The following is a 26,783-nucleotide window of genomic DNA, read 5'->3' on the forward strand; positions in this document are numbered from 1 at the left end:
CGTTCCCCGGGATCCGCCCAGACCCGCGCCTCAAGCGCCGGCGAGGCTGGATGTGGCCGGCGTCTGCCCGCACGTGAACGCCGGAGGGGCTGGGAAAATCCAGCCCCTCCGGCGTTTGAGCAGCGGGGGTCCGGGGGCTGGTCCCCGGGAACCGTGCCGCGCGTGACCGCTACAGCCGCTCGATGATGGTGACGTTGGCCTGGCCGCCGCCCTCGCACATGGTCTGGAGGCCGAAGCGGCCGCCCGTGCGCTCCAGTTCGTGGAGGAGGGTGGTCATGAGCTTGACGCCCGTCGCGCCCAGGGGGTGTCCCAGGGCGATCGCGCCGCCGTTGACGTTGACCCGCTCCGGGTCGGCGCCCGTCTCCTTCAGCCAGGCCAGGGCCACCGGGGCGAAGGCCTCGTTGATCTCGACCAGGTCGATGTCGGAGAGGGACATGCCGGTCTTCTTCAGGGCGTACGCCGTCGCCGGGATCGGCGCCGACAGCATGCGGATCGGGTCCTCGCCGCGCACCGACAGGTGGTGGATGCGGGCCCGCGGGCGCAGCCCGTGTTCCCGTACCGCCCGCTCCGAGGCCAGCAGCATCGCCGCCGCGCCGTCCGACACCTGGGAGGAGACCGCCGCCGTGATCGTGCCGCCCTCCATGACGGGCTTGAGCCCCGCCATCTTTTCGAGGGTGGTGTCGCGGCGCGGCCCCTCGTCCACCGACACCGCCCCGTACGGCACGATCTCCCGCTCGAAGCGGCCCTCGTCGATCGCGCGCAGCGCCCGCTGGTGGGAGCGCAGCGCGAACTCCTCCATGTCGAGGCGGGAGATGCCCCACTTCTCGGCGATCAGCTGGGCCCCGTAGAACTGGTTGACGGGGGAGTCCCCGTACCGGGCCCGCCACCCCGCCGAGCCCAGGTAGGGTCCCTCGGTGAAGCCGAGCGGCTCCGCCGCCTGCCGCGAGGCGAAGGCGATCGGGATCATCGACATGTTCTGGGTGCCGCCGGCGACCACCAGGTCCTGGGTGCCGGACATGACGCCCTGCGCCGCGAAGTGCACGGCCTGCTGCGAGGATCCGCACTGGCGGTCGATGGTGACGCCCGGGACCTCCTCGGGGAGTCCCGCCGCGAGCCAGGCCGTCCGGGCGATGTCGCCGGCCTGCGGCCCCACCGTGTCGAGGCAGCCGAAGACCACGTCCTCCACGGCCGACGGGTCGATCCCGGACCGTTCGACGAGGGCCTTGAGGACGTGGGCCCCCAGGTCGGCCGGGTGGACCTCGGACAGGCCTCCCTTGCGCCGCCCCACGGGGGTGCGTACCGCTTCGACTATGTAGGCCTCGGGCATCGGAACTCCTCAGGGATATCCAGGCAGGTGCCGGGGATGTGGAATTACGTTCGTGTGGCGATGCCGTCCAGGACCATCGACAGGTACTGGCGGGCGATCTCCTCGGGGCTGTGCTGGCCGCCCGGCCGGTACCAGGACGCCGCCACCCACACCGTGTCGCGCACGAAGCGGTAGGTGAGGCGGATGTCCAGGTCGGCGCGGAAGACCCCGTCCGCGACCCCGCGCTCCAGCGTCCCCAGCCACGCCTTCTCGAACTTGACCTGCGAGTCGGAGAGGTAGTGGAAGCGGGGCTGGACCGACAGGTGCCGGGATTCCTTCTGGTAGATGGCGACCGCGGCGCGGTGCCGGTCGATCTCCCGGAACGATTCGGTGACGAGGGCCTCGATGGTCTCCCTGGGTCCGAGACCGGCGGCGAGGACGGTGTCGTACCCCTCCCACAGCTCGGTCAGGAAGGCGGAGAGGATCTCGTCGAGCATCGATTCCTTGGAATCGAAGTGGTAGTAGAGGCTGCCGGCGAGCATGCCGGCGGCGTCGGCGATCTTGCGGACGGTGGTGGCGTTGTAGCCCTGCGCGGCGAAGACCTCGGCGGCGGTGTCGAGGAGTTCGCGGCGGCGTTCGGGCGACGCCGTCACCTGGGGCTTCTTCTTGGCCGTCGTTGCGATCGGCTTGTTCGTTGGCACCCGGCCATTCTCGTCATAGGTCGCCCTACGCGTGCTGACTGCTGACCGACACGGTCTCGCCCGTCATGTACGACGAGTAGCCGCTGGCCAGGAACACGATGACGTTGGCGACCTCCCAGGGCTCGGCGTAGCGGCCGAAGGCCTCGCGGGCGGTGAGTTCGCCGAGCAGTTCCTCGCTGGTGACCTTCACCAGGTGCGGGTGCATGGCCAGGCTCGGCGCGACCGCGTTGATCCGTACGCCGAACTCCGCCGCCTCCAGCGCCGCGCAGCGGGTCAGCGCCATCACCCCGGCCTTGGCGGCGGCGTAGTGGGCCTGTCCGGTCTGGGCGCGCCAGCCGATGACGGAGGCGTTGTTGACGATCACCCCGCCCGTTCCGGAGGCCCGCATGGAACGCATCGCGGCGCGGGTGCAGCGGAAGGTGCCGTTCAGGGTGACGTCGAGGACGCGGGACCACTGGTCGTCGGTCATGTCGACGAGGTTCGCGGTGCCGCCGAGCCCGGCATTGTTGACGACGAGGTCGAGGCGGCCGTGGAGCCGTTCGGCGAGCGCGAAGAAGGCGGCCACCTGTTCCTCGTCGGTGACGTCGCAGGGCAGGGAGGCGACCCGGTCCGCGCCGAACTCCGCGGCCAGCGCCTCCTCGCTCTCCTTGAGGCGGCGGGCGTGCGCGTCACCTATGAGGACGCGGGCGCCCTCCTCCAGGAAGCGCCGTGCGGTCGCCCCGCCGATACCCGCCCCGGCGGCTGCTGTGATCACGGCGCTGCGACCCTTCAGCAGTCCGTGGCCGGGCACGTATGCGGGTGCGGTGCGGAGCGGGTTGCCGGACCGGTCTTCCGGTGCGTTCATGCCCGGACCTCCTTGGGAAGGCCGAGGATGCGCTCGGCGACGATGGTGCGCTGGATCTCGTCGGAGCCCGCGTAGAGGGTGTCGGCGCGGGAGAAGAGGAAGAGGCGCTGCCAGTCGTCGAGGTCGTACGGGTCCCCGTGCGCCCCGGCCGCGAGCAGCGAGGCGGCTCCGCGGACGTCCATGGCGAGCTCGCCGAGGTCCCGGTGCCAGCGGGCCCAGTACAGCTTGGCCGTGGACGGGGCGCCCCCGGGCCGCAGCGCGGAGGCGCGCATGGTCTCCAGGCCGATCCAGGCCCGGACGAGCCGGTCGCGGATCAGCGGATCGGCCATCGCGCCGTTGCGCTTCGCCAGGGCGGCCAGGTCTTCGAGCTCGCGGCGGAAGCCCACCTGCTGGCCGAGGGTGGAGACGCCGCGCTCGAAGCCGAGGGTGGCCATGGCGACGGCCCAGCCCTCGCCGGGAGCGCCGACCACGTGGGAGGCGTCGGTGCGGGCCCCGTCGAAGAAGACCTCGTTGAACTCGGAGGTCCCCGTCAGCTGCACGATGGGCCGGACCTCCACCCCGGGCTGGTCCATCGGGACCAGGAGGTAGGACAGTCCCGCGTGCCGGCGGGAGCCCGGCTCGGTGCGGGCGACGACGAAGCACCACTGCGAGGCGTGGGCCAGGGAGGTCCAGATCTTCTGTCCGTCCACCACCCACGCGCCGTCCACCAGCGCGGCCCGGGTGCGGATGTTGGCCAGGTCCGAGCCGGCGTCGGGCTCGCTGTAGCCCTGGCACCACAGCTCCTCCACGGCCCGGATGGGCGGCAGGAAGCGCCGCCGCTGCTCCTCGGTGCCGTGCGCGATGAGGGTGGGGCCGAGGAGCTGCTCGCCTATGTGGTTCACGCGCGCGGGCGCGTCGGCCAGCGCGTACTCCTCGTGGAAGGCGATCTGCTGCGCGGTGCTCGCGCCGCGGCCGCCGTACTCGACGGGCCAGCCCACGCAGGTCCAGCCGTGCGCCGCCATGTGCCGTTCCCAGGCGAGGCGTTCGGCGAAGGCCTCGTGCTCCCGGCCCGGTCCGCCACGGCCCTTGAGGGCGGCGAACTCGCCGGTGAGGTGGGCCCGTAGCCAACTCCGAACCTCGGTGCGGAACTCCTCGACGCTGCTCATGGCCGTACGTTAACCTACCAAACACTTGTTAGGGAAGGATTCCAGGGATGCCCGACGAAACCCCCGTGCTCTACGAGCGCCGCGGCCCGGTCGCGTACGTGACCATGAACCGCCCCCGGTACCGCAACGCCCAGAACAGCGCGATGACCTACGCCCTCGACGACGCCTTCTACCGGGCCGCCGACGATCCCGCGGTCAAGGTCGTCGTCCTGGCCGGGGCCGGCGAGCACTTCTCGGCGGGCCACGACATCGGCACCCCCGAGCGCGACGCCCACCTGCCCTTCGAACGCCGGGCCGGCCTGTGGTGGGACCACTCCCAGCGCACCGGCGCCGAATCCCGCTTCGCCCGCGAATCCGAGGTCTACCTCGGCATGTGCCGGCGCTGGCGCGAACTGCCCAAGCCCGTCATCGCCTCCGTCCACGGCGCGTGCGTGGCCGGCGGGCTGATGCTCGCCTGGGTCTGCGACCTGATCGTCGCCAGCGAGGACGCCTTCTTCGCCGACCCCGTCGTCCGCATGGGCATCCCGGGCGTCGAGTACTTCGCCCACCCATGGGCGATGCCCCCGCGCATCGCCAAGGAGTTCCTCTACACCGGCGACCGGATGCCCGCCCGCCGGGCCTACGAGATCGGCATGGTCAACCGGGTCGTCGAGCGGGCCGAGCTCGCGGAAGCCACCGACCGGCTCGCCCTGCGGATCGCGGAGATGCCCGCATTCGGCCTCGCCCTCACCAAGCGGGCCGTCAACCAGGCCGAAGACCTCCAGGGCCTGCACACCGGCATGGACTCCGTCTTCGGCCTGCACCACCTCGCGCACGCCCACAACGCCGAGACGGCGGCGGACTCGCTCGGCGGCATGACTGTATCCACGATGAAGGGCTCGGCGATGAAGGAGGCGAACAGCTGATGGACCTGAACCATGCGGCGGACGTGGAGGCCTTCCGGGCCGAGGCCCGCGACTGGCTGGCCGCCCACGTGCCCGCCACCCCCCTGCCCTCCCTGGAGACCCGCGAGGGCTTCGCCGCCCACCGGGAATGGGAGGCGCTCCTGCACTCCGCCCGCTGGGCGGTGGTGTCCTGGCCCGAGGAGTACGGCGGCCGCGGCGTCGACATCGAGCACTGGCTCGTCTTCGAGGAGGAGTACTGGGCCGCCGGCGCGCCCGGCCGGGTCTCGCAGAACGGCATCAACCTGCTCGCCCCCACCCTCTTCGACCACGCCACGGACGCACAGCGCGCCCGCGTCCTGCCCTCCATGGCCGGCGGCGAGGTGATCTGGGCCCAGGCCTGGTCGGAACCCGAATCCGGCTCCGACCTCGCCTCCCTCACCTCCCGGGCGGTGCGCACCGAAGGCGGCTGGCTGCTGTCCGGACAGAAGACCTGGTCCTCGCGGGCCGCCTTCGCCGACCGGGCCTTCGGCATCTTCCGCACCGACCCCGACGCCCCCAAACCCCACCAGGGCCTCACCTACCTGATGTTCGACCTGCACGCCCCCGGAGTCACCGTGCGGCCCATCGGCCGCCTCGACGGCAAGCCCGCCTTCGCGGAACTCTTCCTCGACGAGGTCTTCGTCCCCGACGCGGACGTCATCGGGGAGCCCGGACAGGGCTGGCGGATCGCCATGTCCACCACCGGCAACGAGCGCGGACTCACCCTGCGCGCCCCGGGCCGCTTCCTCGCCGCGGCCGACCGCCTCGTGGAGCTGTGGCGGAGCCACGGGGACCCGGCCGACACCGCCCTGCGCGACCGGGTCGCCGACGCGGTCGTCGGAGCACGCGCCTACCAGCTGTTCACCTGGGCCAACGCCTCCCGCTTCGCCGCCGGAGAGACGATCGGCGCCGAGTCCAGCCTGAACAAGGTGTTCTGGTCCCAGTACGACATCGCCCTGCACGAGAGCGCCCTCGACCTGCTGGGCCCCGACGCGGAACTCGCCGACGGGGAATGGGCCGAGCCGTGGATCTTCTCCCTCGCCGGCCCCATCTACGCGGGGACCAACGAGATCCAGCGCGACATCATCGCCGAGCGGCTGCTCGGCCTCCCGAAGGGCCGCCGCTGATGCGCTTCCTGCCGTCCGAAGAACAGTCGGACTTCGCCCGCACCCTGCGCGGGCTGCTCGCCGCCTCGGACGTCCCGGCGGCGGTACGGGCCTGGGGCGCGGGCGACCACGCACCGGGCGAGGCGCTGCGGGCGCGGCTCGCCGCCACCGGACTGTTCGCCCTCGCGGCCGACGAGGCCCACGAGGGCCTGGGCCTGATGCCCCTGGAGATGGCGGGCGGGTTCGTGGAACTGGGCCGCGCCGGGGTCCCCGGCCCCGTGGTGGAGACGGCCGCCGCCGCCGTGCTCCTGACCCGGCTCGGCGACGAAGCACTGGCCAAGCGGTTCCTCCCCGGGCTGGCGGCGGGGGAGGCCTCGGCCACCCTCACCCTGCCCGGCGGCGGCCCGTACGCCCTGGACACCGACGCGGCCACCCACCTCTTCACGGTGTCCCCGGCCGGGGAGCTCCGCCTGGCCCCCGGCGCCGGACCGCTGCGCACCTCCACCGACCCCGCCCGCCGCCTGGCCCTCCCGGACGGCGGCGGCGAACTCCTCGCCGCCGGCCCGGCGGTCACCGAGGCGGCCCGGGACGCCGCGGACTGGGCCCGGCTGCTCACCGCCGCCCAGTGCCTCGGCACCGGCGAGGCCCTCCTCGCGCGCACGGTGGAGTACGCGAAGCAGCGCACGCAGTTCGGCACGGCGATCGGCGGCTTCCAGGCGGTGAAGCACCGGCTGGCCGACACCCTGCTCGGCCTGGAGTTCGCCCGGCCGCTGCTGTGGGCGGCCGCGCTCTCGCTCGCCCCCGGGGAGGTCGCGGCGGCGAAGCTGACCGCGGGCGAGGCGGCGTACGCGGCCGCCATGACCGCGCTCCAGCTGCACGGCGCGGTCGGCTACACCGAGGAGCTCGACCTCTCCCTGTGGCTGCGCAAGGCCCGCCCGCTGCGCGACGCCTGGGGGAGCCCCTCGCAGTGCCGTGCGGCGGTGGTTCAGGAGCGGCTGCGGGCGCTGTGAATCCGAAGCGTGGTCGCCAGGGCGGTGTTCGCCACGACGATCACCGTGAACCAGAGGGACGGCAGCCGCTGCCCGAGCGCGAGCAGCGCCAGGGCGGCGGCGCCGAACACCACCGCCTTCACCCCGAGCCGTGCGGCGAGCGGCACGGCGTACCGGGCCTTCGGCGCGGCGAACATCCCCCAGAGCGCGGCGGCGGCGAGCGGCGCGGCCACCGCCAGGGCGATCGACCCCACCCGCCCGATGTCACGCGTGAAACCCCACCAGGCGAGCAGACCCAGGGCCAGCAGCTCCAGCAGGAAGGCGAGGCCCTCGTTGGCGAGGAAAAGCACCGTGACGGCAGGGGGCGGCGAAGAAGAGGAGGACATGCCGGCCAGCCTCCTGCCGCCCGGGCGGAGGGCGCCACTCCGCGCCGGGCCGTCTCATAGGACGGCCACGCTGACGCTCACCACGTAGGGCTCCTCCACCGTGCCGTCCGGAAAGAGCGGGTTCAGCCGCTCCCGCTCGGCGTCCAGGAACTCCCGCGTGCCCGCCTCGCCCAGCAGCAGGAACGCGGAGTGGCTGGCCAGGTTCGCCAGGTGCGCCTCCAGCGGGATCCGCCGGGACCACGGGACGCTCCGGGTGGCGAAACCGGAGTCGAGGCCGCGCGGGAGCGTGCGGTAGCCCAGCGCCTGGGCGGTCCCGCCGACCGCGCCGGCCCCGCCCGCGACCGCGCCGCCCGGGCCGTCGGCCCCGAAGAAGGCGCGGATCCGGTCGCCCTGCCCCGCGACCCAGCCGGCCGACTCGTCCAGGTCGTTCCACCAGATCGCCAGCGCCCCGCCGGGCTTCAGCACCCGGCGGGCCTCGGGCACGGACCGCGCCGGATCCGTCCAGTGCCAGGCCTGGGCGTACGTCAGGAAGTCGAAGGCGGCCCCGGCCAGCGGCAGCCGGTCCCCGTCCCCGCGCACGATCGGGATCCCCGGCCGGGTGCGCCGGAACTCCGCCGCCATCCCGTCGCCGGGCTCCACCGCCAGCACCTCGGCTCCCCGGGCGCGCATCGGCGCCGTCCCGATCCCCGTTCCCGCACCCACGTCGGCGACCCGGGCCCCGGCGAACCGGCGCCCGGCCAGCTCCTCGACGGCGTCGTACAGCGCCTCGGGATAGCCGGGCCGGTGCTGCCCGTAGAGAGCGGCGGCGCTGTCGAAGGACCGGGCCCGGGAGCGGGGAGTCGTCCGAGTTGTCGTCATGGTGCCATTGTTTGCGATCACGTCCGTCCCGGCCAGACCGTGGGGGCAGGGGCAGGGGGCAGGGGGCAGGGGTCAGGCGGCGCGGACCAGCCCCGCCTCGTAGGCGAGGATCGCGGCCTGGGTCCGGTTCGAGAGGTCGAGCTGCGTCAGGATCCGCGAGACGTACGTCTTCACGCTCGCCGGGGACAGGTGCAGCGCCTCCGCTATCTGCAGGTTCGTCCGGCCCTCGCCGACCAGCGCGAGGACGTCCCGCTCGCCGGGGGACAGGGTGGAGAGCTGCTCCGCGTGGTCGGGCGCCTCGGAGCGGGTGTCCGCCCGTTCCAGCAGCACCCGCATCACCCCCGGCGCCAGCGCGCTGCCGCCCGCCGCGACCGTACGGATGCCGGCGAAGAGCTCCTCGGGGCGCAGGTCCTTCAGCAGGAACCCGGCCGCTCCGGCCCGCAGCGCGTCCAGGACCAGGTCGTCCGCCGTGTAGCCGGTGAGGACGAGCACGCGCGGCGGGTCCGGCAGCCGCAGCAGCTGCAAAGTGGCCTCCATGCCGTCGACCTTCGGCATGACCAGGTCCATCAGCACCACGTCCGGCCGGTACGTGCGCGCCAGCGGCACCGCCTCGGCCCCGTCGGCGGCTTCCGCGACCACCTCGATGTCGGGCGCGCTCGCGAGCAGGGTCACCAGTCCCGACCGTATGAGGCTCTGGTCGTCGACCACCATCACGCGGATCGTCATGTGACCCACCTCCCCCTGATGTCCCTGATGCCCCGTCTCATTGCGGACATTACCGCCATAGCGGGACGTAAGTCCCTTCAACCCTCCCTCCCCAGTCCCCTTTTGCTGCCCTGCTTGTCCTCTTTCGGCGACTTCGGCGACCCCCCGTCCTCCCGGACGGTGGTTACCGAGGCCGAACGCACCACCGCTTCACCCGGTGCACGGGCCTCCGCACATGTCCCCGAAGTCAGGAACTCCGCATGTCTTTCCCGTCTGCTCGTACCCTCGCCGGTCTCGTTGTCGCCGGTATCGCCGCACCCGCCGCCGTGGGTCTCGTGGCACAGCCCGCGTCCGCCGCGTCGGTCGGCACGTGGGACAAGGTCGCCCAGTGCGAGTCCACCAACGACTGGAGCATCGACACCGGCAACGGCTACTACGGTGGCCTGCAGTTCTCCTCCAGCACGTGGGCGGAGTTCGGCGGCCGGCAGTACGCCCCCCAGGCCAACCAGGCCACCAAGGCGCAGCAGATCGCCGTCGCCGAAAAGGTCCTGGCGACCCAGGGCCCCGGTGCCTGGCCCTCCTGCGGCAAGCTCGCCGGCCTCCAGCGCGGCGGTCCGGCCCCCGAGGCCCCCGAGGCTCCCGCCAAGGGCACCGGCACCTCGACCGCGAACAAGCACGCCGAGGCCCCGGCGGCCCCGGCCGCCCCGAAGGCCCAGGGCGCGAACACCTACACCGTCGCCAGCGGCGACACCCTCGGCACCATCGGTTCCGAACTGGGCGTCAGCTGGCAGACCCTCTACTCCGAGAACCGCTCGGTGATCGGGTCCGACCCGGACGTGATCTTCCCCGGCCAGCGCCTCGCCTACGGCTCCGGCAGCAGCACTCCGGCGGCGCCGAAGTCCGCCAGCTCGTCGAGCTCGTCCAGCTCGTCGGAGTCCTCCGACTCCTCCGACTCCTCCGGCTCTTCGGACTCGTCGGGGAGCCGCTCCAGCGGCAGCGCCGAGGGCGTCCTGCCCGTCTCGGGCGGCAGCATCTCCGCGCGGTACCACCAGGCGGGCGGCTGGGCCGCCGGCTACCACACCGGCATCGACTTCGCGGTGTCCACCGGCACCCCGGTCCGGGCCGCGGCCGCGGGCACCGTCGTCTCCTCCGGCTGGCAGGGCGCGTACGGCAACGCCGTGGTCATCAAGCACGACGACGGCCGCTACACCCTCTCCGCCCACCTCTCCTCGGCGACCGCCTCCGAAGGCGAGCGCGTCTCCGCCGGCGAGCAGATCGGCCGCTCCGGCAACACCGGCAACTCCACCGGCCCGCACCTCCACTTCGAGGTCCGCTCCAGCAACAGCTACGGCGCCGACGTCAATCCGGTCACCTGGCTGAACGGCCTCGGCGTCTCCCTGTAGGCAACGAGCCGGGCCCCCACGAGCCGGTTCACCCGGACCGGTTGACCAAGACCGGTTGACCAAGACCGGTTGACCCCGACCGGTTGACCCAAAGCACGTCCCCCCGGGATGCCCCTTCGGCGGAAGAAGGGCAACCTGGGGGGACGTTTTGGCATGCTCTGCGCACTTCTGTGCGCCGACGGGGGGTGGTGGAGTCATGCAGGCCGTGCCCGGTCGCGCCGGACAGCTGCTGGAACGGGGTCTGCGGACCCTGACGGGGGAGAGCAGCGGGGCGCCGGACCCCGTGCGCGCCCGCCGCACCGACATCTGGCTCGCCCTCGTCTGCGGAGTGCTCACCACCCTCAACCTCCACGACGTCCACCGCTTCGGCCTCGTCACCGACTACCCCACGAGCCTGGCCGCCGGCTGGCTCGCGGCGCTCTCCCTGCTCTGGCGGCGCTCCCACGCCTGGATCCCGGCCCTCGTGGCCACCGCCGCCACCCTCATATCCGACGACCGCGGCCCCCTCGTCTTCGGCGCCTACGCCCTGGCCGCGTACGGCCGCACCCACCGCTGGGGCGGGATCCTGCTGATGGCCGTCGTCTACGCCGCCACCCGCGACGTGTTCCTGCCGCTCGGGTACGCGGGGCGCGACCCCGCCTCCTTCGTCCTCGGCTCCATCCTCGTGCCCGCCCTGTACGGGGAGACCGTGCGGCGCAACCGGCACGTCATGACCGCGCTGCGCGAGCGGGCCCGCCAGGCCCACGCCGCCGTGGACCAGGCGGCCGACCTCGCCGTCGTCCAGGAACGCACCCGTTTGGCCCAGCGCACCCACGACGGGCTCGGCCACCGCCTCACGGCCCTCACGATGCAGGCCGCCGCCCTGCGCCTGGACACCGAGGCCGATCCCCGGGTCCGGGAGGCCGCAGGTGCCGTGGAGGAATCGGCGCGGGCCGCGATGGCCGAGGTCAGGGAGGTGCTGGACATGCTGACCGACCCCGCGGGCAGCCGCGCGTACACCTCCCCCGTGGACGTGGGCCGCTTCCTCGGCTCCCTGGCCCGGAACATGCGGGCCACCGGCATGGAGATCACCCACCACACCCAGCCCGGCCTGGGGGCCTTCCCGGCGGCCGACGGGCGCCTCCTGCTGCGCATCGCCCGCGAGGGGCTCACCAACGCGGCGAAGTACGCCCCCGGCTCCGCCGTTCGGATGAATCTGTCCACCGAGGACGGGGAAGTTCGCCTCGATGTGGTCAACACGGCCCCGGAGGGGGAACGGATCGTCCTCGACTCCGGCGGGATGGGCATTCCGGGGCTCCGGCGCGCCCTCGCGGAGGTGGGCGGGACGCTGCGCGCCGGACCCACGCAGGACGGAGGTCACATGCTCGCGGCGACACTCCCCGACCGACGTGTGCTAGCTTAGAGCTCGTTGCAGTTGTGGTACCCATGAACTTTATGTGCGCCTGACGGGAATGCTCCGACAGGCGCTTTTATTGTTTTGCCGGAATCTCCGGATGGGGCCCTTTGCCGCCTATTCAGGAGATTCAAAAATGGCACTTGGCACCGTGAAGTGGTTCAACTCGGAAAAGGGCTTCGGCTTCATCGAGCAGGACGGTGGCGGCCCGGACGTCTTCGCCCACTACTCGAACATCGCCACCCAGGGCTTCCGTGAGCTCAACGAGGGCCAGCGCGTGTCCTTCGACGTCACCCAGGGCCAGAAGGGCCCCCAGGCGGAGAACATCCTCCCCGCCTAAGGCAGTCAGCACGCCGGGGTCCGCACCGAGTAGGTGCGGGCCCCGGCTTGTCTGCTGTTTCGCACCATTTGTTTGCAGTGCTTTGTGCAGTACCTGCCGGTTTCAGGAGGGCTTTCCCGCATGACCAGCTCCAGCTCCGCACGACCCAGCCGCCGCCCCACCCGGGGTCGAGGTGCGGCTCAGGGACGTCCGAAGGCTGGCGCGGGACGGCAGAAGTCCGCCCCCGTAGCCAGGCCCCAAGAATTCACCATGCCCGAACCGCTGACCCCGGCCCTGCCGCCGGTGGACTCGTTCGGCGACATGGACATGCCCGAGGCGCTGCTGAAGACCCTCGCCGCCCAGGGCGTCACCGAGCCGTTCCCCATCCAGGCCGCGACCCTGCCGAACTCCCTCGTCGGCCGTGACCTGCTCGGCCGCGGCCGTACCGGCTCCGGCAAGACGCTGGCCTTCGGCCTGGCCCTGCTGGCCCGCACCGCCGGCCGCCGCGCCCAGCCGAAGCAGCCGCTCGCACTGGTCCTCGTACCGACCCGTGAGCTGGCGCAGCAGGTCACCGACGCGATGGCCCCGTACGCCACGGCCGTCAACCTGCGCATCACGACCGTCGTCGGCGGCATGTCGATCAACCGGCAGTCCGGCGCCCTGCGCCGCGGCGCCGAGGTGCTCGTCGCCACCCCCGGCCGCCTGAAGGACCTCATCGACCGCGGTGACGCCGACCTCTCCCAGGTCTCCATCACGGTCCTCGACGAGGCCGACCAGATGACCGACATGGGCTTCATGCCGCAGGTCACCGCCCTGCTCAAGCAGGTCCAGCCCGAGGGCCAGACCATGCTGTTCTCGGCGACCCTCGACAAGAACATCGACAAGCTCGTCAAGATGTTCCTCACCGACCCGGTCGCCTTCTCCGTCGACCCGTCCGCCGGTGCGGTCAGCACGATGGAGCACCACGTCCTGTACGTCATGGACGAGACCGACAAGAAGGCCGTGGCCACGCGCATAGCCGCTCGCGACGGCCGGGTGATCATGTTCGTCGACACCAAGCGCGGGGTCGACCGCATGGTCAAGAAGCTCCTCGCCGACGGCGTCCGCGCCTCCGGCCTGCACGGCGGCCGCTCGCAGCCGCAGCGCAACCGGACCCTCGACTGGTTCAAGACCGGCGAGGTCACCGCGCTGGTCGCCACCAACGTGGCCGCGCGCGGCATCCACATCGACGACCTCGACCTCGTCGTCAACGTGGACCCGCCGACCGACCACAAGGACTACCTGCACCGCGGCGGCCGTACCGCCCGCGCCGGCGAGTCCGGCAGCGTCGTCACCCTGGTCCTGCCGGACCAGAAGCGCGACATGACCCGTCTGATGTCGGACGCCGGGATCTCCCCGCACACCGCGCAGATCAAGTCCTCCGACGAGGAGCTCGCGCGCATCACCGGCGCCAAGGAGCCTTCGGGCATCCCGGTCGTCATGGACGTCCCGCAGGCCACCCCGCCGCGCCAGCGTTCCGCCGGCCAGGCCGGCGGCGGCTCCGGCGGTGGCGCCCGCCGCCGCTCGGGCGGTCCGCGCACCGGCTCCGGCACGGGTGCGGCTCCGGCCGCCGGGGGCGGCCGCGGCCGTCGCACCGGCGGTGGCGGCGCCGCCGGACAGGCTCCGGCCTCCGCTTCCGGCCAGGCCCGCCGTGGCCAGGGCGGACAGGGCGGCTCCACGGGCGGTTCCGGCGAGCGCGGCCGACGCACCGGGGGCGCCCCCTCCGGTGGCGCTGCCGCGGCTTCGGCCCGCAGCCGCGTGGGTGGCGCCGGCCAGGGCCGCCGCCGCTCCGCCTGATCCGAGAACGTCACGCACCACTGCGCCGGGCGGCATCCGCCGCCCGGCGCAGTGGTGTTTTCCGGGGTCCGGCCGCTGCCTAGCGGACCATCTTCACCTGGAGCTTCGCCAGGGTCCGCAGGTCCAGGCCGAGGCCTTCGGTGAGGTAGCCGTACAGGCTGCCGTAGTCGGCCTCCATCTGCGTGGTCGCCGCGTCCAGGTAGTCCTGGCGGACCTCCTGGAGCGGGATCAGCAGATCGGGGTTCTGCATCCGGCCGGATGCCTTGATGCCCGCCCGCACCTGGGCGTCGTACGCCGCGCGGAAGGTGTTCGAGGCCAGGTAGTCGCGCTCGGCCGTGGCCTTCGGGACGGCCAGGGCGTTCAGCAGGACGTAGCTCATCCAGCCCGTCCGGTCCTTGCCCGACGTGCAGTGGTACAGCAGCGGGCCCTGATTGCCGTCGGCGATCTCGCGGAGGGTGGTCGCGAACTGCGCCCGGTTCTCGGGGTTGGTCACGAACGCGCGGTAGACGTCGCGCATGTACGCCTCGCCGCGGCCGCCGCCGAGCATCTGCTCCTGCTTCACGGGGTCACCGCTGCCTATCGCGGACATCAGCAGCCCGTACAGGCCGTTGTCGTTGACCGGGCGGGCGGTGGAGGTCAGACCGGCGGGCAGCTTGTCGGCGCCGTCGTACTGGACCTCCATGGGGATGCGGAAATCGAGGACCTTTTTGAGGCCCAGACCGCCGACGGTCGTGATGTCCGAGGCGGTCAGCTTGCCCAGCGCGTCGGCGCGGTAGACCAGTCCCTGACGAACCTGGCCTCCCGTCCACGTGCGGTAGCCACCGAGGTCGCGGACGTTGACCGCGCCCTGGAGGGGGATCTGGCGGATCGTGTCCGCCGGCTGTGTGTGCGTGTGGTGACGCGAGGCGGAGGCGCTGTCGGCCGGCGCGGCGTACGCGGCGGCGGGCAGGGTCCCGATGGCGAGGGCGGAAGCGAGCACCGCGGTCGCCAGGCGGATTCTGGCACGGCTCATCTGGGGCAACTCCTGTAACGGAGAAGGGGAATCACCCTGGTGGTGGCAGGGTGCCGAGCGGGTGTGGGGGGAGGGAGAGAAGCTGTGGGGGAGTGAGGCCGTTCAGCCGTTCCAGCACGGCGTGGGCCTCGGCCATGACGCGGGTGACGAGCTCCGCACAGGACGGGAGATCCTCGATCACGCCCGCGACCTGGCCCGATGCCATGACACCGAGGTCCGTACGGCCCTCGACCATGGACGCCTTGAGGAGCATGGGGGTGTTCGCGGCGAGCAGCACCTGGCTCCAGGACAGGTCCTTGCCGTGTTTCATCGCGAGGCCGTCCCGGACCATCTCCGCCCAGGTCAGACCCGAAAGCTTCTTGAAGCCGGCCGCGTGCCGCACCGCCTTGGCCAGCGCCTTCGCCCGCCCGGACCGCTCCAGGGAAGCGACCAGCTCGCTGCGCAGCATCCGGTGCGGGAGCCCGTCCACGGCCGTGGTGACGGTGACGTCCTTCACGGTCGCCTTCAGGTACTCGGCCTTCACCGCGTCCGGCACGGTCGAGTCGGAGGTCAGCAGGAACCGGGTGCCCATGGCGATGCCCGCGGCCCCGTAGGCCAGCGCCGCCACCAGACCGCGGCCGTCGCTGAATCCGCCCGCCGCGATCACCGGGATGTCCACCGCGTCGACGACCTGCGGCAGCAGCACGGTCGTGGCCACGTCACCGGTGTGCCCGCCGCCCTCGCCGCCCTGCACGATCACCGCGTCCGCGCCCCACGCCGCGACCTTCTCGGCGTGCCGGCGGGCCCCGATCGAGGGGATCACGACCACGCCCGCGTCCTTGAGCCGCGCGATCAGCTCCCTGGACGGGGCGAGCGCGAAGGAGGCCACCCGGACGCCCTCGTCGATGATCAGCTGCGCCCGCTCGGCCGCGTCCCCGGCGTCCGCGCGCAGATTGACCCCGAACGGGGCGTCCGTACGGGACTTGACCTCGTGGACCGCCGCCCGCAGCTGCTCCATCGTCATGGTCGCCGAGGCCAGGATGCCGAGCGCGCCCGCATTGGCCGCCCCCGACACCAGGCGCGGACCGGCCACCCAGCCCATGCCCGTCTGCACGATCGGATGCTCGACCCCGACCAGCTTGGTGAATGCCGTATCCATCGACTCAGACCCGCACTTCCCGGTCGCGCAGGCCCTTGGGGTCGATGACCTCGCGGATCAGCCGCAGCTCCTGCGCCGTCGGCTCCCGCGTGTACGGGACCTCCTCGGGGAGGTCCAGCTCGAAGCCGGTCGCCGCCCGGAGCTGCTCCACCGTGACCCCGGGGTGCAGGGAGACCAGGCGCATGGCGTGGCCGGGGCCGCCGAAGTCGAAGACGCCGAGATCGCTGACCACCCGGGGGAGCCGGTGGAAGCGGGTCACCCCGGCCGCCTCGGCACGGTCGTAGCCCACGCCGCTCACCATGTCGACGCGCTCGACGAACACCCGGGTGGAGTGCTTGGGGATCCAGTAGCTCACCGGATTGTTCAGGGTGTTCACCGGGGCGCCGCGCACCCCGAGCAGCTGGCGGGCCGGCTGTTCCCAGTCGCCGATGCAGGAGATGTTCTGGTTGCCGAACCGGTCGATCTGGCTGGCGCCCATCATCACGTGGCGGCGGCCGCCGGTGACCATCGTCAGGTGACGGCGGTACGGGAGCCAGCCCTCGGCCGAGCCGTCGAGCCCGACGAGCATGGCCTCGCCGTCGGTCAGCAGCAGGTCGGGGGAGAACGTCCGCTTCGCCAGCCGGGCCCCGAAGGAGGGCACCAGGCCCATCGGGCTGGCCAGCACCTCGCCGTTGTCCCGCCAGGTCTCGGCGCAGGCGATCACGCAGTATTCCGAACGGCTGACCGGGGCCGTGCTCGTCGTGGTGGGCGTGCTCACTTCTGCTCCTCGTGCCAGGCCTGGACGGCGGACTGGTAGGCGTGTTCGCTGCCGCCGGAGAGGAAGCGCTCGGCGAACTCGGGCCAGGGGGTGGTCGCGTACAGCTTCTGGAAGGCCTCGTCGCGGCCGTAGTCGGGGGCGCAGGAGGTGAAGTGCGCGCCGTTCGGGGTCTCCACGACCCCGGTGACCGAGTGGCGGCTGACGAGCAGGGACTGCGGCGGCCCGGACTTGGAGAGCTCGGCGGTCTCGACGATCTGCTCGCAGGAGACGTAGGCGGCGTCGGCGGCCTCGCAGAAGAGGTCGTCGAAGTACGGGTCCGGGCCCAGGTACTGGGCATTGCCGAGCCGGTCCGCGCGGTTGAGGTGGACCAGTGCGGCGTCCATGCGCAGGGCGGGGACCGCGACGAACTCCTCCCCGTCGGCGTACGGGGAGGTGACGGTGCGCAGCTCGGGGTTGACGCGCATGACGTCGGAGCCGAGGCCGGCGCGGACGGGAAGGAAGGGCATCCGGTTGGCGGCCGCGTGCAGGCCCCACATGAACATGGCCTCGTCGAGCTCGGTGAGGGCGAAGGCGCGGCTCTCGCGGGCGGCCCGGTAGTGCGGCTCCAGCGGGATGGAGTCGAGGGTGACGAAGGGGGTGACCAGCTTGCGGATCCGGCCGGCGGCGGCGAGGAGGCCGACGTCGGGGCCGCCGTACGAGATCACGGTGAGATCGGTGATCTCGGAGCGGAGCAGCGCCCGCACCAGGGCCATGGGCTTGCGGCGCGAACCCCAGCCGCCGATGCCGATGGTCATTCCGCTGCCGAGGCGGCCGACCGCCTCTTCGGGGGTCATGCTCTTGTCGGTCATGCCGATTCCGCCTTTGCTCCGCTGGTTGTGCCGGTCCCGTTGCTGCCGAAGGTGTCGCGGACCCGGTCGGCCACGCCGCTGAGGTTGGCCTCGAAGGTGAAGCCCTGCTCGAAGCGGTAGCTGCGGCGCACGTCCACGGGGTCGATGCCGTTGATGGCCGCCTTGGCGAGCCGGATGAGGTAGCCGTCCTTCTTCGCGATCTCGGCGGCCAGCTCCAGGGCGGCCGCCCGCAGTTCCTCGCGGGGGACCACCTTCCACACCGAGCCGTGGGCGTGCAGTTCGGCGGCGGTGGCGGTGCGCGAGGTGTAGTACAGGGTCCGCATGAGGTGCTGCGGGACGAGCCGGGCCAGGTGGGTGGCGGCCCCGAGGGCGCCCCGGTCCAGTTCCGGCAGTCCGAAGGTCGCGTCCTCGGAGGCGACGATGGCGTCGGCGTTGCCGACCAGGCCGATCCCGCCGCCGAGGCAGAAGCCGTTCACGGCCGCCACGACGGGGACCTCGCACTCGTAGACGGCGGCGAAGGCCTCGTAGCAGCCCCGGTTGGCGCCGATGAGCGAGGTGTGGCCGGTGTCGCGCTGCATCTCCTTGATGTCGACGCCGGCGTTGAAGCCGCGGCCCTCGGCGGCCAGCACCACGCAGCGGACCTCCGGGTCGCGGCCGGCCGCGCGCAGGGCGTCGGCCAGGTCGTACCAGCCCTGCACGGGCAGTGCGTTGACGGGCGGGAAGTCGACTGTGACGAGTGCGATGCCCTTGTCGGGGCTTGAGGTGGAGACACCCATGAGCGGATCAGCTACCTTTCCACCAAACATTTGTTAGGTGAGGAAGGTAGCAGCCGATGGAGCTCAACGGGAGGGTTGTCGTCGTCACCGGCGGAACCCGGGGCGTCGGCGCCGGGATCGCGCGGTCGTTCCTCGCGGCGGGGGCCGAGGTCGTCGTCTGCGCACGCCGGCCGCCGGAGGAACCGGTGGCGGTGGAGGGCCGCTCGGCGTCGTTCACCGCCGTCGACCTGCGCGATCCGGCCGCCGTGCAGGACTTCTTCGGCGCCGTCGCCGCACGCCACGGGCGTCTCGACTGCCTGGTGAACAACGCCGGCGGGACCCCGTACCGGCTGCTGGGGGAGGGCGAGGCCGAGCGCCACGCGCGGGTCGTCGAGCTCAACCTGATCGCCCCGATGACCGCCTCGGTCGCCGCCTACCCCTGGCTCCGGGAGAGCCGGGGCTCGATCGTCATGATCGGCAGCGTCAGCGGGACCCGGTCCTCGCCGGGCACGGCGGCCTACGGGGCGGCGAAGGCGGGCCTGGAGAACCTGGCCCGCTCCATGGCCGTGGAATGGGCCCCCGAGGTACGGGTCAACTCGCTGGTCCTGGGCATGGTGCGGACCGAGCTGTCGCACCTGCACTACGGCGACGAGAGCGGGATCGCGGCCGTCGGCGCGACCGTACCGCTGGGACGGCTCGCGGAGCCCTCGGACGTGGGCGAGGCGGCCGTCTTCCTGGCCTCCGGCCGGGCGGGGTACGTGAGCGGGGCGAGCCTGCTCGTGCACGGGGGCGGCGAACGGCCGGCGTTCTTGGACGCGGCGACCGCGAACAAGTCGAACGAGGCGAACAAGTCGAACGAGGAGAGCTGACATGGGACTTGCCGAAGGCCGTGTGGTCATCGTGACGGGCGCCGGGCGGGGGCTGGGCCGGGCCCACGCGCTCGCCTTCGCCGAGGAGGGGGCGCGGGTCGTGGTCAACGACCTCGGCGTCGGCCTCGACGGGCTCCCGGGACCGGAGAGCCCGGCGGCGCTGGTCGTCGCCGAGATCCGGGCGCTGGGCGGGGAGGCGGTGGCGCACGGAGGCGACATCGCGACGACGGAAGGTGCGGCGTCACTGGTCGAGACGGCCGTCTCGACCTTCGGGCGGCTGGACACCCTCGTCAACAATGCGGGGTTCCTGCGCGACCGGATGCTCGTCAACCTGGACGAGGACGACTGGGACGCCGTGATGCGGGTCCACCTGAAGGGGCACTTCCTGCCGCTGAAGCACGCGGCGGCGTACTGGCGGGCGGAGGCGAAGGAAGGCCGCCAGGTGGCCGCGCGGGTCGTGAACACCTCCTCGGGGGCTGGGCTGCTCGGCTCCGTGGGACAGGGCAACTACAGCGCGGCCAAGGCCGGGATCCTCGGGCTGACCCTGGTGTCGGCCGCGGAGATGGGCCGCTACGGGGTCCAGGTCAACGCGATCGCCCCCGCGGCGCGGACCCGGATGACGGAGCAGACCTTCGCGGACACCATGGCCGCCCCGGAAGCCGGGGCCTTCGACGCGATGGCCCCGGAGAACGTCTCCCCGCTGGTGGTCTGGCTCGGCTCCGACGCCTCGGCCGGGGTCACGGGCCGCGTCTTCGAGACGGAGGGCGGCCGCATCACGGTCATGGAGGGCTGGCGACCCGGCCCGACCGCGGACTGCGGTGCGCGGTGGACTCCGTCGGACGCGGGGGAGACGGCGGCCAAACTCCTCGCGGAGTCGGAGCGGCCGCAGCCGGTGTACGGGGCCCGGTAGCACGCGGCGGCCCGCGGGCCGGGACCTGGAAAGGTCCCGGCCCGTACCCGTTCCCGCTCAGCGGGAACACGGCCTCCCGTCCGCGCCCGGCTCCCGCCTACCGTCTGCCGCACCACACACACCGCAGCCGGGAGGCCCCATGCTGAACGACCAGCGCCGGCGCGAAGCCGCCGAGGTGCTGCGCGCGGCGGAATCGCGGCGGGCGCCCGTACGGCCGCTGAGCGAGCTGTTCGAGGGCATCGACACCGAGGACGCCTACGAGATCCAGCTCCTCACCATCCGCCACCGCCTCGCGGCCGGCGACCGCGTCACCGGGCACAAGGTCGGACTGTCGTCCCCCGTCATGCAGGCCATGATGGGCGTCGACGAACCCGACTACGGGCACCTGCTGCACTCCATGGAGCTGTACGAGGACACCCCGGTACCCGCGGCTGCGTACTGCGCCCCGCGCGTCGAGGTCGAGGTCGGCTTCGTCCTCGGCGACGACCTCCCCGGCGAGGGCTGCACCGTCGCCGACGTCCTGGCCGCCACCGAGCGGGTCGTCCCGGCCCTGGAGCTCATCGACAGCCGGATCGCCGACTGGCGGATCACCATCGCCGACACCATCGCCGACAACGCCTCCTCCGCCGGATACGTCATCGGTGAGGGCCGGAGCCCCCGCGAGCTGGACCTGAAGGCCGTCGAGGCCATCCTGACCAGCGGCTGCGACACCCTGGCGAGCGGCCGCGGCGACGCCGTGCTCGGCGATCCGGCCGCCTCCGTCGCCTGGCTGGCCCGTACCGTCGCCCGCTTCGGGGTCCAGCTCCGCAAGGGCCACCTCATCCTGCCCGGGTCCTGCACCCGCGCCGTGGACGTGGCCGCCGGACGGACGTACACCGCCGACTTCACCGGGCTCGGCCCGGTGTCCCTCTCCTTCTCCTGAGGTGATCACGATCAGTACGCAGACCCAGACGAAACCGCAGACGAAACCGCGGAGGAAAGCGACCGCCGCCATCGTCGGCTCCGGGAACATCGGGACCGACCTGCTCTACAAGCTCCTGCGCTCCCCGCACATAGAACCCCGCTGGATGATCGGCGTGGACCCCGGCAGCGAGGGCCTGGCCCGCGCCCGCCGCGCCGGACTCGAAGCCTCCCACGCGGGCGTGGACTGGCTGCTGTCCCAGGACGAGCTGCCGGACCTGGTCTTCGAGGCCACCTCCGCCTACGTGCACCGCTCCAACGCCCCGCGCTACGCCGAACTCGGCATCAAGGCCGTCGACCTGACCCCCGCCGCCGTCGGCCCCGCCGTCGTCCCGCCCGCGAACCTGACCGCCCACCTCGACCGGGCCAACGTCAACATGATCACCTGCGGCGGCCAGGCCACCATCCCCATGGTGTACGCCGTCTCCCGCGTGGTCCCCGTCGCCTACGCGGAGATCGTCGCCTCGGTGGCCTCCGTCTCGGCCGGCCCCGGCACCCGCGCCAACATCGACGAGTTCACCCGTACCACCTCCCGGGGCATCGAGGAGATCGGCGGCGCCGCCCGCGGCAAGGCCATCATCATCCTCAACCCCGCCGATCCTCCGGTGATCATGCGCGACACCGTCTTCTGCGCGATCCCGGCCGACGCCGACCGCGAGGCCATCACGGCCTCCGTCAAGCAGGTCGCCGAGGACGTGGCCTCGTACGTACCCGGCTACCGGCTGCGCACCGAGCCGCAGTTCGACGACCCCTCCCCGCTCAACGGGGGCATGGCCCGGGTCGCGATCTTCCTGGAGGTGGAGGGCGCCGGCGACTATCTGCCGCCCTACGCCGGAAACCTCGACATCATGACCGCCGCCGCCACCAAGGTCGGCGAGGAGTTCGCGAAGGGGCTGCGGAAGTGACCGCCTACTCGACCCGCTCGACCCGCTCGACCTACTCGGACACCCTCGACATCAGGATCACCGACTCCTCCCTGCGCGACGGCTCGCACGCCAAACGCCACCAGTTCACGGGCGAGGACGTACGGTCGATCGTCTCCGCCCTCGACGGCGCGGGAGTCCCCGTCATCGAGGTCACGCACGGCGACGGACTCGGCGGATCCTCCTTCAACTACGGCTTCTCGAAGACCCCCGAGCAGGAACTCATCAAGATCGCCGCCGAGACGGCGCGCCACGCGAAGATCGCCTTCCTGATGCTTCCCGGGCTCGGCGTCAAGGACGACATCCGCGCCGCCCACGGCAACGGCGGGCAGATCTGCCGGATCGCCACCCACTGCACCGAGGCCGACATCTCCGTCCAGCACTTCGGCCTCGCCCGCGAGATGGGCCTGGAGACCGTCGGCTTCCTGATGATGGCCCACTCCACCACCCCCGAGAACCTGGCCCGCCAGGCCCGGATCATGGCCGACGCCGGCTGCCAGTGCGTGTACGTGGTCGACTCGGCCGGCGCCATGGTCATGGACGATGTCACCGACCGGGTCGCCGCGCTCGTCGCCGAGCTCGGCCCCGACGCCCAGGTCGGCTTCCACGGCCACGAGAACCTCGGCCTGGGCGTGGGCAATTCGGTCGCCGCCGTCCGCGCCGGCGCGCTCCAGATCGACGGTTCCACCCGGCGCCTCGGCGCGGGGGCCGGGAACACGCCCGTCGAGGCCTTCGCCGCCGTCTGCCGGAAGATGGGCATCCGTACCGGCATCGAAGTCCTGAAGATCATCGACGCGGCCGAGGACGTGGTCCGCCCCGTCATGGACGACGAGTGCACCCTCGACCGCATGGCCCTGCTCATGGGCCACGCCGGGGTCTACTCCAGCTTCCTCAAGCACGCCTACCGGCAGGCCGGGCGCTACGGGGTCTCCGGCGCGCAGATCCTGCTGCGCGCGGGCGAACGCCGCCTCGTCGGCGGCCAGGAGGACCAGCTCATCGACATCGCGCTCGAACTCGCCGCCGAAGCGCGCTAGGCCGTCTCTTTTGGATCTTGCGGGCCAGGCAAGATCCGAAAGAGACGGCCTAGTCACCCCCCATCCCAGCGCAGCACACCCACAACGAAGTGGAGGGCCATCCCATGGCCGAAACGACCGCAGTCGACGAAGCGCCCCGCGTCATCGAAGCCGCCGCCGTGCCCGCGAGGTTCGCCCGCGGCTGGCACTGCCTCGGCCTCGCCGCCGCCTTCCGGGACGGAACCCCGCACGAGGTCGAGGCCTTCGGGACCAAGCTCGTCGTGTTCCAGGGCGCCGAGAGCGGCGAGCTGAGCGTCCTGAACGCCTACTGCCCCCACATGGGCGGCAACCTCGCCCACGGCACCGTCAAGGGCGACACCGTCGCCTGCCCCTTCCACGACTGGCGCTGGTCCGGAGACGGCCGCTGCGCCGCCATCCCCTACGCCCGCCGCGTCCCGCCGCGCGCCAGGACCCGCGCCTGGACCTCCCTGGAGCGCAATGGCCAGCTCTACGTCTGGCACGACCCGGAGGGCAACCCGCCCCCGCCCGAGGTCACGATCCCCGTCATCGAGGGCGTCGGCGACCCCGAGTGGAGCGACTGGAGCTGGAACTTCCTGCGCGTCGAGAACTCCAACTGCCGCGAGATCGTCGACAACGTCGTCGACATGGCGCACTTCTACTACGTGCACTACGCCTTCCCGCACTACTTCAAGAACGTCTTCGACGGTCACGTCGCCACCCAGTACATGGAGTCCACCCCGCGCGGCGACGTGGACCTCGGCACCCTCTCCACCGGCGGCGGCCTGCGCTCGGACGCCTCGTACCACGGCCCCTCCTACATGATCGACAAGCTGTGGAGCGACATCGGCGGCGGCGTCGAACTCGAATCGGTCCTCATCAACTGCCATTACCCGATCGACGAGAACAGCTTCGTACTCATGTACGGGACCATCGTCAAGAAGCTCCCCGGCATGAGCGACGAGCAGGCCGCCGACGCCGCCCGCCTCACCTCCGAGGGCCTCGCCGTCGGCTTCGAGCAGGACGTCGAGATCTGGAAGAACAAGACCCGCATCGACAACCCCCTCCTCACCGAGGAGGACGGCCCCGTCTACCAGCTCCGCCGCTGGTACGAGCAGTTCTACGTGGACGCCGCAGACGTCAAGGACGAGATGGTCCGCCGCTTCGAGTTCGAGATCGACACCGCCCGCGCCACCGCCGCCTGGAAGGCCGAGGTCGCCGAGAACCTCGCCCGCCGCGCGGCCGGGACCCCGTGATGACCCCCGTGGCGTGCGGGGAGTGCGCCGCGGTGGTGCTGTGCGAGAAGTTCAGCCCCGCCCACACCCAGGTCCAGTGGACCGAGGAGGCCGGAGCCGTCTGCCCGCGCATCGCCGCCGAGACCGGGGCGGGCCGACCCAGCGGCCGCGTCCGCTCCTGCGAGGCCCTGCGCGCGGGCATCGAGGCCGCCGTCCTGGCGGGCCGCCTGGAGGTGCCGGCCGATGTCTGACACCGACGCGCCTACGAAGTCCCGCGCCGCGGGGGTCCGGAGCCCGGCCCCGGCCGCCGCCCGGGGCGGAGCCGGCGGCAGGCTGCTGGTCCGCGTCACGGACCGGATCCAGGAGACCCCCGAGGCGGTATCCCTCGTATTCGACGCGGAACTCCCGTACCGCCCGGGACAGTTCCTGACCGTCCGGGTGCCCTCGTCGAGCGGGGCGGGCGCCGCGGCCCGCTGCTACTCCCTGGCCGGGTCCCCGCACGCCGGGGACCCGCTGCGCATCACCGTCAAACGGGTCCCCGGCGGCGCCGGCTCCGGCTGGCTGTGCCAGGACGTGCGCATCGGCGACGAGCTGGAGATCCTGCCCCCCGCCGGCACCTTCACCCCGCCCGACCTGGACCGGGACCTGCTGCTGGTGGCGGGGGGCAGCGGGATCACCCCGGTGCTGTCGGTCGCGAAGTCGGCGCTCGTGGCCGGCGTCGGCCACGTCGCGCTGGTGTACGCCAACCGCGACCCCGGCTCGGTGATCTTCCGCGACGAGCTGTGGGGGCTCGCCGAGGAACACCCCGGGCGGCTCACCCTCGTGCACTGGCTGGAGACCCTCCAGGGACTGCCGACCGCCGTGCAGCTGGGCCCGCTCGTGGCCTCGTACGCGAACCGCGAGACCTACCTGTGCGGGCCCGCACCGCTGATGGACGCGGCGGAGGCGGCGATTCGCTCCGCGGGCGGACGGGGGCGGGCGATCCACCGCGAGCGGTACTTCTCGCTGAGCGGCGACGTCTTCACCGGCCCGGCTCCGGCCGCGGGTCGGGCTCCCGCCTCCGTCGCCGCCCCGGCCGCGGCGGGCGGCGCCACCGCAGAGGTGGAGTTCGAGGGGAGCGTGCACACCGTGGACTGGCCCGCCGGGACCCCGCTGCTCGACGTCCTGCTCGCCGCGGGCGTCCCCGCCCCGTACTCCTGCCGCGAGGGCGCTTGCAGCGCCTGCTGCTGCCGGGTGCTGGACGGCGAGGTCACGATGGTCCGCAACGAGGTGCTGGCCCCCGAGGACCTGGCCGACGGCTACGTCCTGGCCTGCCAGGCCCTACCGCTCGGCGACCGCGTCCGCCTCAGCTACGACGGCTGAGCGCCGCCGCCGGGGGAGCGGGCCCCGACCCCTCGCCAGGGGGCCGGACGACCGCGGGCCCGGCCCCCTGGCGAGGGGTCGGGCCCGGAGTCGTTCACTCGTGCGTTGGGGTACCACTACCCACTACATCCACTCGCTGAACCGCAGCCACCCCATCATGTTGTCCATCGCCTGAGCGGAGACCGCCGGCTCCAGGTCCCGCGCCGGCGCGGCCGCCGCCCGCCCCGGGCGGCCCGGCCCGTACAGCTCCCGCCACACCGACCGCGCGCAGGCCAGTACCGCCGGCGCGAGGCGGGCCGTCTCCCGGTCGCCCCGGCAGGAGGACACCGACACGGCGGCCACGGCCCGCCCGGCGCCCCGCAGCGGAGCGGCCACGCAGGAGATGCCCCGGAAGCTCTCCTCCCGGTCGTACGCCACCCCGCGCTCGCGGACCGCCGCCAGCTCCGAACGCAGCGCGAGCGGCCGGATCAGGGTGCGCGCGGTGCGCGGGCGCAGCCCCTGCGCGAGGACGTGCTCCACCGCGGCGGGATCGCTGAACGCGAGGATCGCCTTCCCGGCGGCCGTGCAGTACGCCGGCATCCGGCCGCCGACCCGCGAGGGCACCGTGGTGGCCTCCGAGCCGCCGATCCGCTCCAGGCACACCACCTCGGCCCCGTCGAGCACCGACAGGTGCACCACCCGGCCCGTCTGCTCGTGCAGCGCGTGCAGCAGTGGAAGCGCGGCCCGGCGCAGCCGGTTGTGGTGGGAGGCGAGCGCGCCCAGCTCCAGCATGCGCATGCCCATGCGGTAGTCCCGGCCCTCGCGGTCCAGCCAGCGCAACTGCACCAGCTGGTCGAGGATCCGGTGGGCGGAAGAACGTGGGATTCCGGAGCGGCGCACGACCTCGGTGAGCGACAGCCGCGGCTGTGGACCTTCGAAGGCGCCCAGCACTTTCGCGGCCTTCTCCAGCAGCGAAAGCGGTGCGAGCTCGGTCTCCGCGACCTGCTCCATGACCTGGTCGAGCACGAGAAAACCCCCTGCGTGAGGCGTTGGGGCGACCCTGCCACGCGCCCCAGGCCGGAGGGAAGCA

The 26,783-nt window shown here is 72.6% G+C and carries 28 protein-coding genes; 15 read left to right on the top strand and 13 right to left on the bottom strand.

Features of this window, described 5'->3' with window-relative positions:
- Positions 1 to 169: 169 nt before the first annotated feature.
- Genes AC3IX6_RS28435 through AC3IX6_RS28450 form a run of 4 tightly spaced genes read right to left on the bottom strand, consistent with a single transcriptional unit; the run spans position 170 to position 3,996 of the window.
- On the bottom strand, positions 170 to 1,327 hold the full coding sequence (locus AC3IX6_RS28435) for an acetyl-CoA C-acetyltransferase (RefSeq protein WP_489365801.1): 1,158 nt from the start codon (positions 1,325 to 1,327) through the stop codon (positions 170 to 172).
- A gap of 44 nt (positions 1,328 to 1,371) precedes the next feature.
- Positions 1,372 to 2,007, bottom strand: a complete 636-nt coding sequence (locus AC3IX6_RS28440) for a TetR/AcrR family transcriptional regulator (protein ID WP_489365802.1) — start codon at positions 2,005 to 2,007, stop codon at positions 1,372 to 1,374.
- Between the two features lie 25 nt (positions 2,008 to 2,032).
- Positions 2,033 to 2,851 carry an SDR family oxidoreductase gene (locus tag AC3IX6_RS28445; protein WP_489365804.1) on the bottom strand — a complete coding sequence of 273 codons (819 nt, stop codon included), beginning with the start codon at positions 2,849 to 2,851 and terminating at the stop codon, positions 2,033 to 2,035.
- Positions 2,848 to 3,996: an acyl-CoA dehydrogenase family protein gene (locus AC3IX6_RS28450; RefSeq protein ID WP_489365806.1), complete on the bottom strand. Its 1,149-nt coding sequence runs from the start codon at positions 3,994 to 3,996 to the stop codon at positions 2,848 to 2,850. Before AC3IX6_RS28450 ends, AC3IX6_RS28445 begins: the two co-directional genes overlap by 4 nt.
- Before the next feature lie 47 nt (positions 3,997 to 4,043).
- On the opposite strand from AC3IX6_RS28450, the gene AC3IX6_RS28455 reads away from it, so the two are divergent.
- Genes AC3IX6_RS28455 through AC3IX6_RS28465 form a run of 3 tightly spaced genes read left to right on the top strand, consistent with a single transcriptional unit; the run spans position 4,044 to position 7,035 of the window.
- Positions 4,044 to 4,901, top strand: a complete 858-nt coding sequence (locus tag AC3IX6_RS28455; RefSeq protein WP_489365808.1) for an enoyl-CoA hydratase — start codon at positions 4,044 to 4,046, stop codon at positions 4,899 to 4,901.
- On the top strand, positions 4,901 to 6,046 hold the full coding sequence (locus AC3IX6_RS28460) for an acyl-CoA dehydrogenase family protein (RefSeq protein WP_489365810.1): 1,146 nt from the start codon (positions 4,901 to 4,903) through the stop codon (positions 6,044 to 6,046). The genes AC3IX6_RS28455 and AC3IX6_RS28460 overlap by 1 nt, the downstream gene beginning before the upstream one ends.
- Positions 6,046 to 7,035 carry an acyl-CoA dehydrogenase family protein gene (locus tag AC3IX6_RS28465; protein WP_489365812.1) on the top strand — a complete coding sequence of 330 codons (990 nt, stop codon included), beginning with the start codon at positions 6,046 to 6,048 and terminating at the stop codon, positions 7,033 to 7,035. The genes AC3IX6_RS28460 and AC3IX6_RS28465 overlap by 1 nt, the downstream gene beginning before the upstream one ends.
- Here AC3IX6_RS28465 and AC3IX6_RS28470 read toward each other — a convergent pair.
- From AC3IX6_RS28470 to AC3IX6_RS28480, 3 genes are all read right to left on the bottom strand, one after another.
- Positions 7,011 to 7,400 (bottom strand): YrdB family protein, encoded by a 390-nt coding sequence (locus tag AC3IX6_RS28470; protein WP_489365814.1) that lies wholly within the window; start codon positions 7,398 to 7,400, stop codon positions 7,011 to 7,013. The two genes, AC3IX6_RS28465 and AC3IX6_RS28470, sit on opposite strands and share 25 nt — an antisense overlap.
- 54 nt (positions 7,401 to 7,454) lie before the next feature.
- A complete protein-coding gene (locus AC3IX6_RS28475) occupies positions 7,455 to 8,258 on the bottom strand; it encodes a class I SAM-dependent methyltransferase (RefSeq protein ID WP_489365816.1) in 804 nt (267 codons plus the stop codon).
- Positions 8,259 to 8,330: 72 nt separating this feature from the next.
- Positions 8,331 to 8,984 carry a response regulator transcription factor gene (locus tag AC3IX6_RS28480; protein ID WP_489365818.1) on the bottom strand — a complete coding sequence of 218 codons (654 nt, stop codon included), beginning with the start codon at positions 8,982 to 8,984 and terminating at the stop codon, positions 8,331 to 8,333.
- A gap of 239 nt (positions 8,985 to 9,223) precedes the next feature.
- Here AC3IX6_RS28480 and AC3IX6_RS28485 point away from each other — a divergent pair, with 239 nt between their 5' ends.
- From AC3IX6_RS28485 to AC3IX6_RS28500, 4 genes are all read left to right on the top strand, one after another.
- The gene (locus AC3IX6_RS28485; protein ID WP_489365820.1) at positions 9,224 to 10,366 is read left to right on the top strand and encodes a peptidoglycan DD-metalloendopeptidase family protein; all 1,143 of its coding nucleotides are present in this window, start codon (positions 9,224 to 9,226) and stop codon (positions 10,364 to 10,366) included.
- A 196-nt stretch (positions 10,367 to 10,562) separates the two neighbouring features.
- A complete protein-coding gene (locus AC3IX6_RS28490; protein ID WP_489365822.1) occupies positions 10,563 to 11,768 on the top strand; it encodes a sensor histidine kinase in 1,206 nt (401 codons plus the stop codon).
- Positions 11,769 to 11,895: 127 nt separating this feature from the next.
- Entirely contained in the window at positions 11,896 to 12,099 is a 204-nt protein-coding gene (locus AC3IX6_RS28495) for a cold-shock protein (RefSeq protein WP_112447913.1), read from the top strand.
- Positions 12,100 to 12,219: 120 nt separating this feature from the next.
- A complete protein-coding gene (locus tag AC3IX6_RS28500) occupies positions 12,220 to 13,914 on the top strand; it encodes a DEAD/DEAH box helicase (RefSeq protein WP_489365824.1) in 1,695 nt (564 codons plus the stop codon).
- Positions 13,915 to 13,993: 79 nt separating this feature from the next.
- Here AC3IX6_RS28500 and AC3IX6_RS28505 read toward each other — a convergent pair whose 3' ends face one another.
- From AC3IX6_RS28505 to AC3IX6_RS28525, 5 genes are read right to left on the bottom strand one after another with little or no spacing between them, the layout of a single operon-like run.
- Complete coding sequence (locus AC3IX6_RS28505; RefSeq protein ID WP_489365826.1) at positions 13,994 to 14,926, bottom strand: tyrosine-protein phosphatase; 933 nt, start codon at positions 14,924 to 14,926, stop codon at positions 13,994 to 13,996.
- 31 nt (positions 14,927 to 14,957) lie between these two features.
- Entirely contained in the window at positions 14,958 to 16,064 is a 1,107-nt protein-coding gene (locus AC3IX6_RS28510) for an NAD(P)H-dependent flavin oxidoreductase (protein WP_489365828.1), read from the bottom strand.
- Positions 16,065 to 16,068: 4 nt separating this feature from the next.
- Positions 16,069 to 16,821, bottom strand: coding sequence for a CoA-transferase subunit beta (locus tag AC3IX6_RS28515; RefSeq protein ID WP_489365830.1), 753 nt, complete (start codon positions 16,819 to 16,821; stop codon positions 16,069 to 16,071).
- Positions 16,818 to 17,669, bottom strand: coding sequence for a CoA transferase subunit A (locus tag AC3IX6_RS28520; protein WP_489365832.1), 852 nt, complete (start codon positions 17,667 to 17,669; stop codon positions 16,818 to 16,820). The genes AC3IX6_RS28515 and AC3IX6_RS28520 overlap by 4 nt, the downstream gene beginning before the upstream one ends.
- A complete protein-coding gene (locus tag AC3IX6_RS28525) occupies positions 17,666 to 18,445 on the bottom strand; it encodes an enoyl-CoA hydratase family protein (protein ID WP_489365834.1) in 780 nt (259 codons plus the stop codon). The genes AC3IX6_RS28520 and AC3IX6_RS28525 overlap by 4 nt, the downstream gene beginning before the upstream one ends.
- Positions 18,446 to 18,501: 56 nt before the next feature.
- Here AC3IX6_RS28525 and AC3IX6_RS28530 point away from each other — a divergent pair, with 56 nt between their 5' ends.
- The 8 genes from AC3IX6_RS28530 (at position 18,502) to AC3IX6_RS28565 (ending at position 25,714) form a co-directional block, all read left to right on the top strand.
- Complete coding sequence (locus AC3IX6_RS28530) at positions 18,502 to 19,293, top strand: SDR family oxidoreductase (RefSeq protein WP_489365836.1); 792 nt, start codon at positions 18,502 to 18,504, stop codon at positions 19,291 to 19,293.
- Between the two features lies 1 nt (position 19,294).
- A complete protein-coding gene (locus AC3IX6_RS28535) occupies positions 19,295 to 20,203 on the top strand; it encodes an SDR family oxidoreductase (RefSeq protein ID WP_489365838.1) in 909 nt (302 codons plus the stop codon).
- A 139-nt stretch (positions 20,204 to 20,342) separates the two neighbouring features.
- Complete coding sequence (locus tag AC3IX6_RS28540) at positions 20,343 to 21,125, top strand: 2-keto-4-pentenoate hydratase (RefSeq protein ID WP_489365840.1); 783 nt, start codon at positions 20,343 to 20,345, stop codon at positions 21,123 to 21,125.
- Between the two features lies 1 nt (position 21,126).
- A complete protein-coding gene (locus tag AC3IX6_RS28545) occupies positions 21,127 to 22,068 on the top strand; it encodes an acetaldehyde dehydrogenase (acetylating) (protein WP_489365842.1) in 942 nt (313 codons plus the stop codon).
- Positions 22,065 to 23,120, top strand: coding sequence for a 4-hydroxy-2-oxovalerate aldolase (gene dmpG, locus AC3IX6_RS28550; protein ID WP_489365844.1), 1,056 nt, complete (start codon positions 22,065 to 22,067; stop codon positions 23,118 to 23,120). Before AC3IX6_RS28545 ends, dmpG begins: the two co-directional genes overlap by 4 nt.
- A gap of 104 nt (positions 23,121 to 23,224) precedes the next feature.
- The gene (locus AC3IX6_RS28555; protein ID WP_489365847.1) at positions 23,225 to 24,373 is read left to right on the top strand and encodes a 3-ketosteroid-9-alpha-monooxygenase, oxygenase component; all 1,149 of its coding nucleotides are present in this window, start codon (positions 23,225 to 23,227) and stop codon (positions 24,371 to 24,373) included.
- Positions 24,373 to 24,603 carry a ferredoxin gene (locus tag AC3IX6_RS28560; RefSeq protein ID WP_489365848.1) on the top strand — a complete coding sequence of 77 codons (231 nt, stop codon included), beginning with the start codon at positions 24,373 to 24,375 and terminating at the stop codon, positions 24,601 to 24,603. Before AC3IX6_RS28555 ends, AC3IX6_RS28560 begins: the two co-directional genes overlap by 1 nt.
- On the top strand, positions 24,596 to 25,714 hold the full coding sequence (locus AC3IX6_RS28565; protein ID WP_489365850.1) for a 2Fe-2S iron-sulfur cluster-binding protein: 1,119 nt from the start codon (positions 24,596 to 24,598) through the stop codon (positions 25,712 to 25,714). The genes AC3IX6_RS28560 and AC3IX6_RS28565 overlap by 8 nt, the downstream gene beginning before the upstream one ends.
- A 123-nt stretch (positions 25,715 to 25,837) precedes the next feature.
- On the opposite strand, the gene AC3IX6_RS28570 is transcribed toward AC3IX6_RS28565, so the two are convergent.
- The gene (locus tag AC3IX6_RS28570) at positions 25,838 to 26,719 is read right to left on the bottom strand and encodes an IclR family transcriptional regulator (protein ID WP_489365852.1); all 882 of its coding nucleotides are present in this window, start codon (positions 26,717 to 26,719) and stop codon (positions 25,838 to 25,840) included.
- Positions 26,720 to 26,783: the final 64 nt, after the last annotated feature.

Source organism: Streptomyces sp. GL_141, from assembly GCF_057834385.1.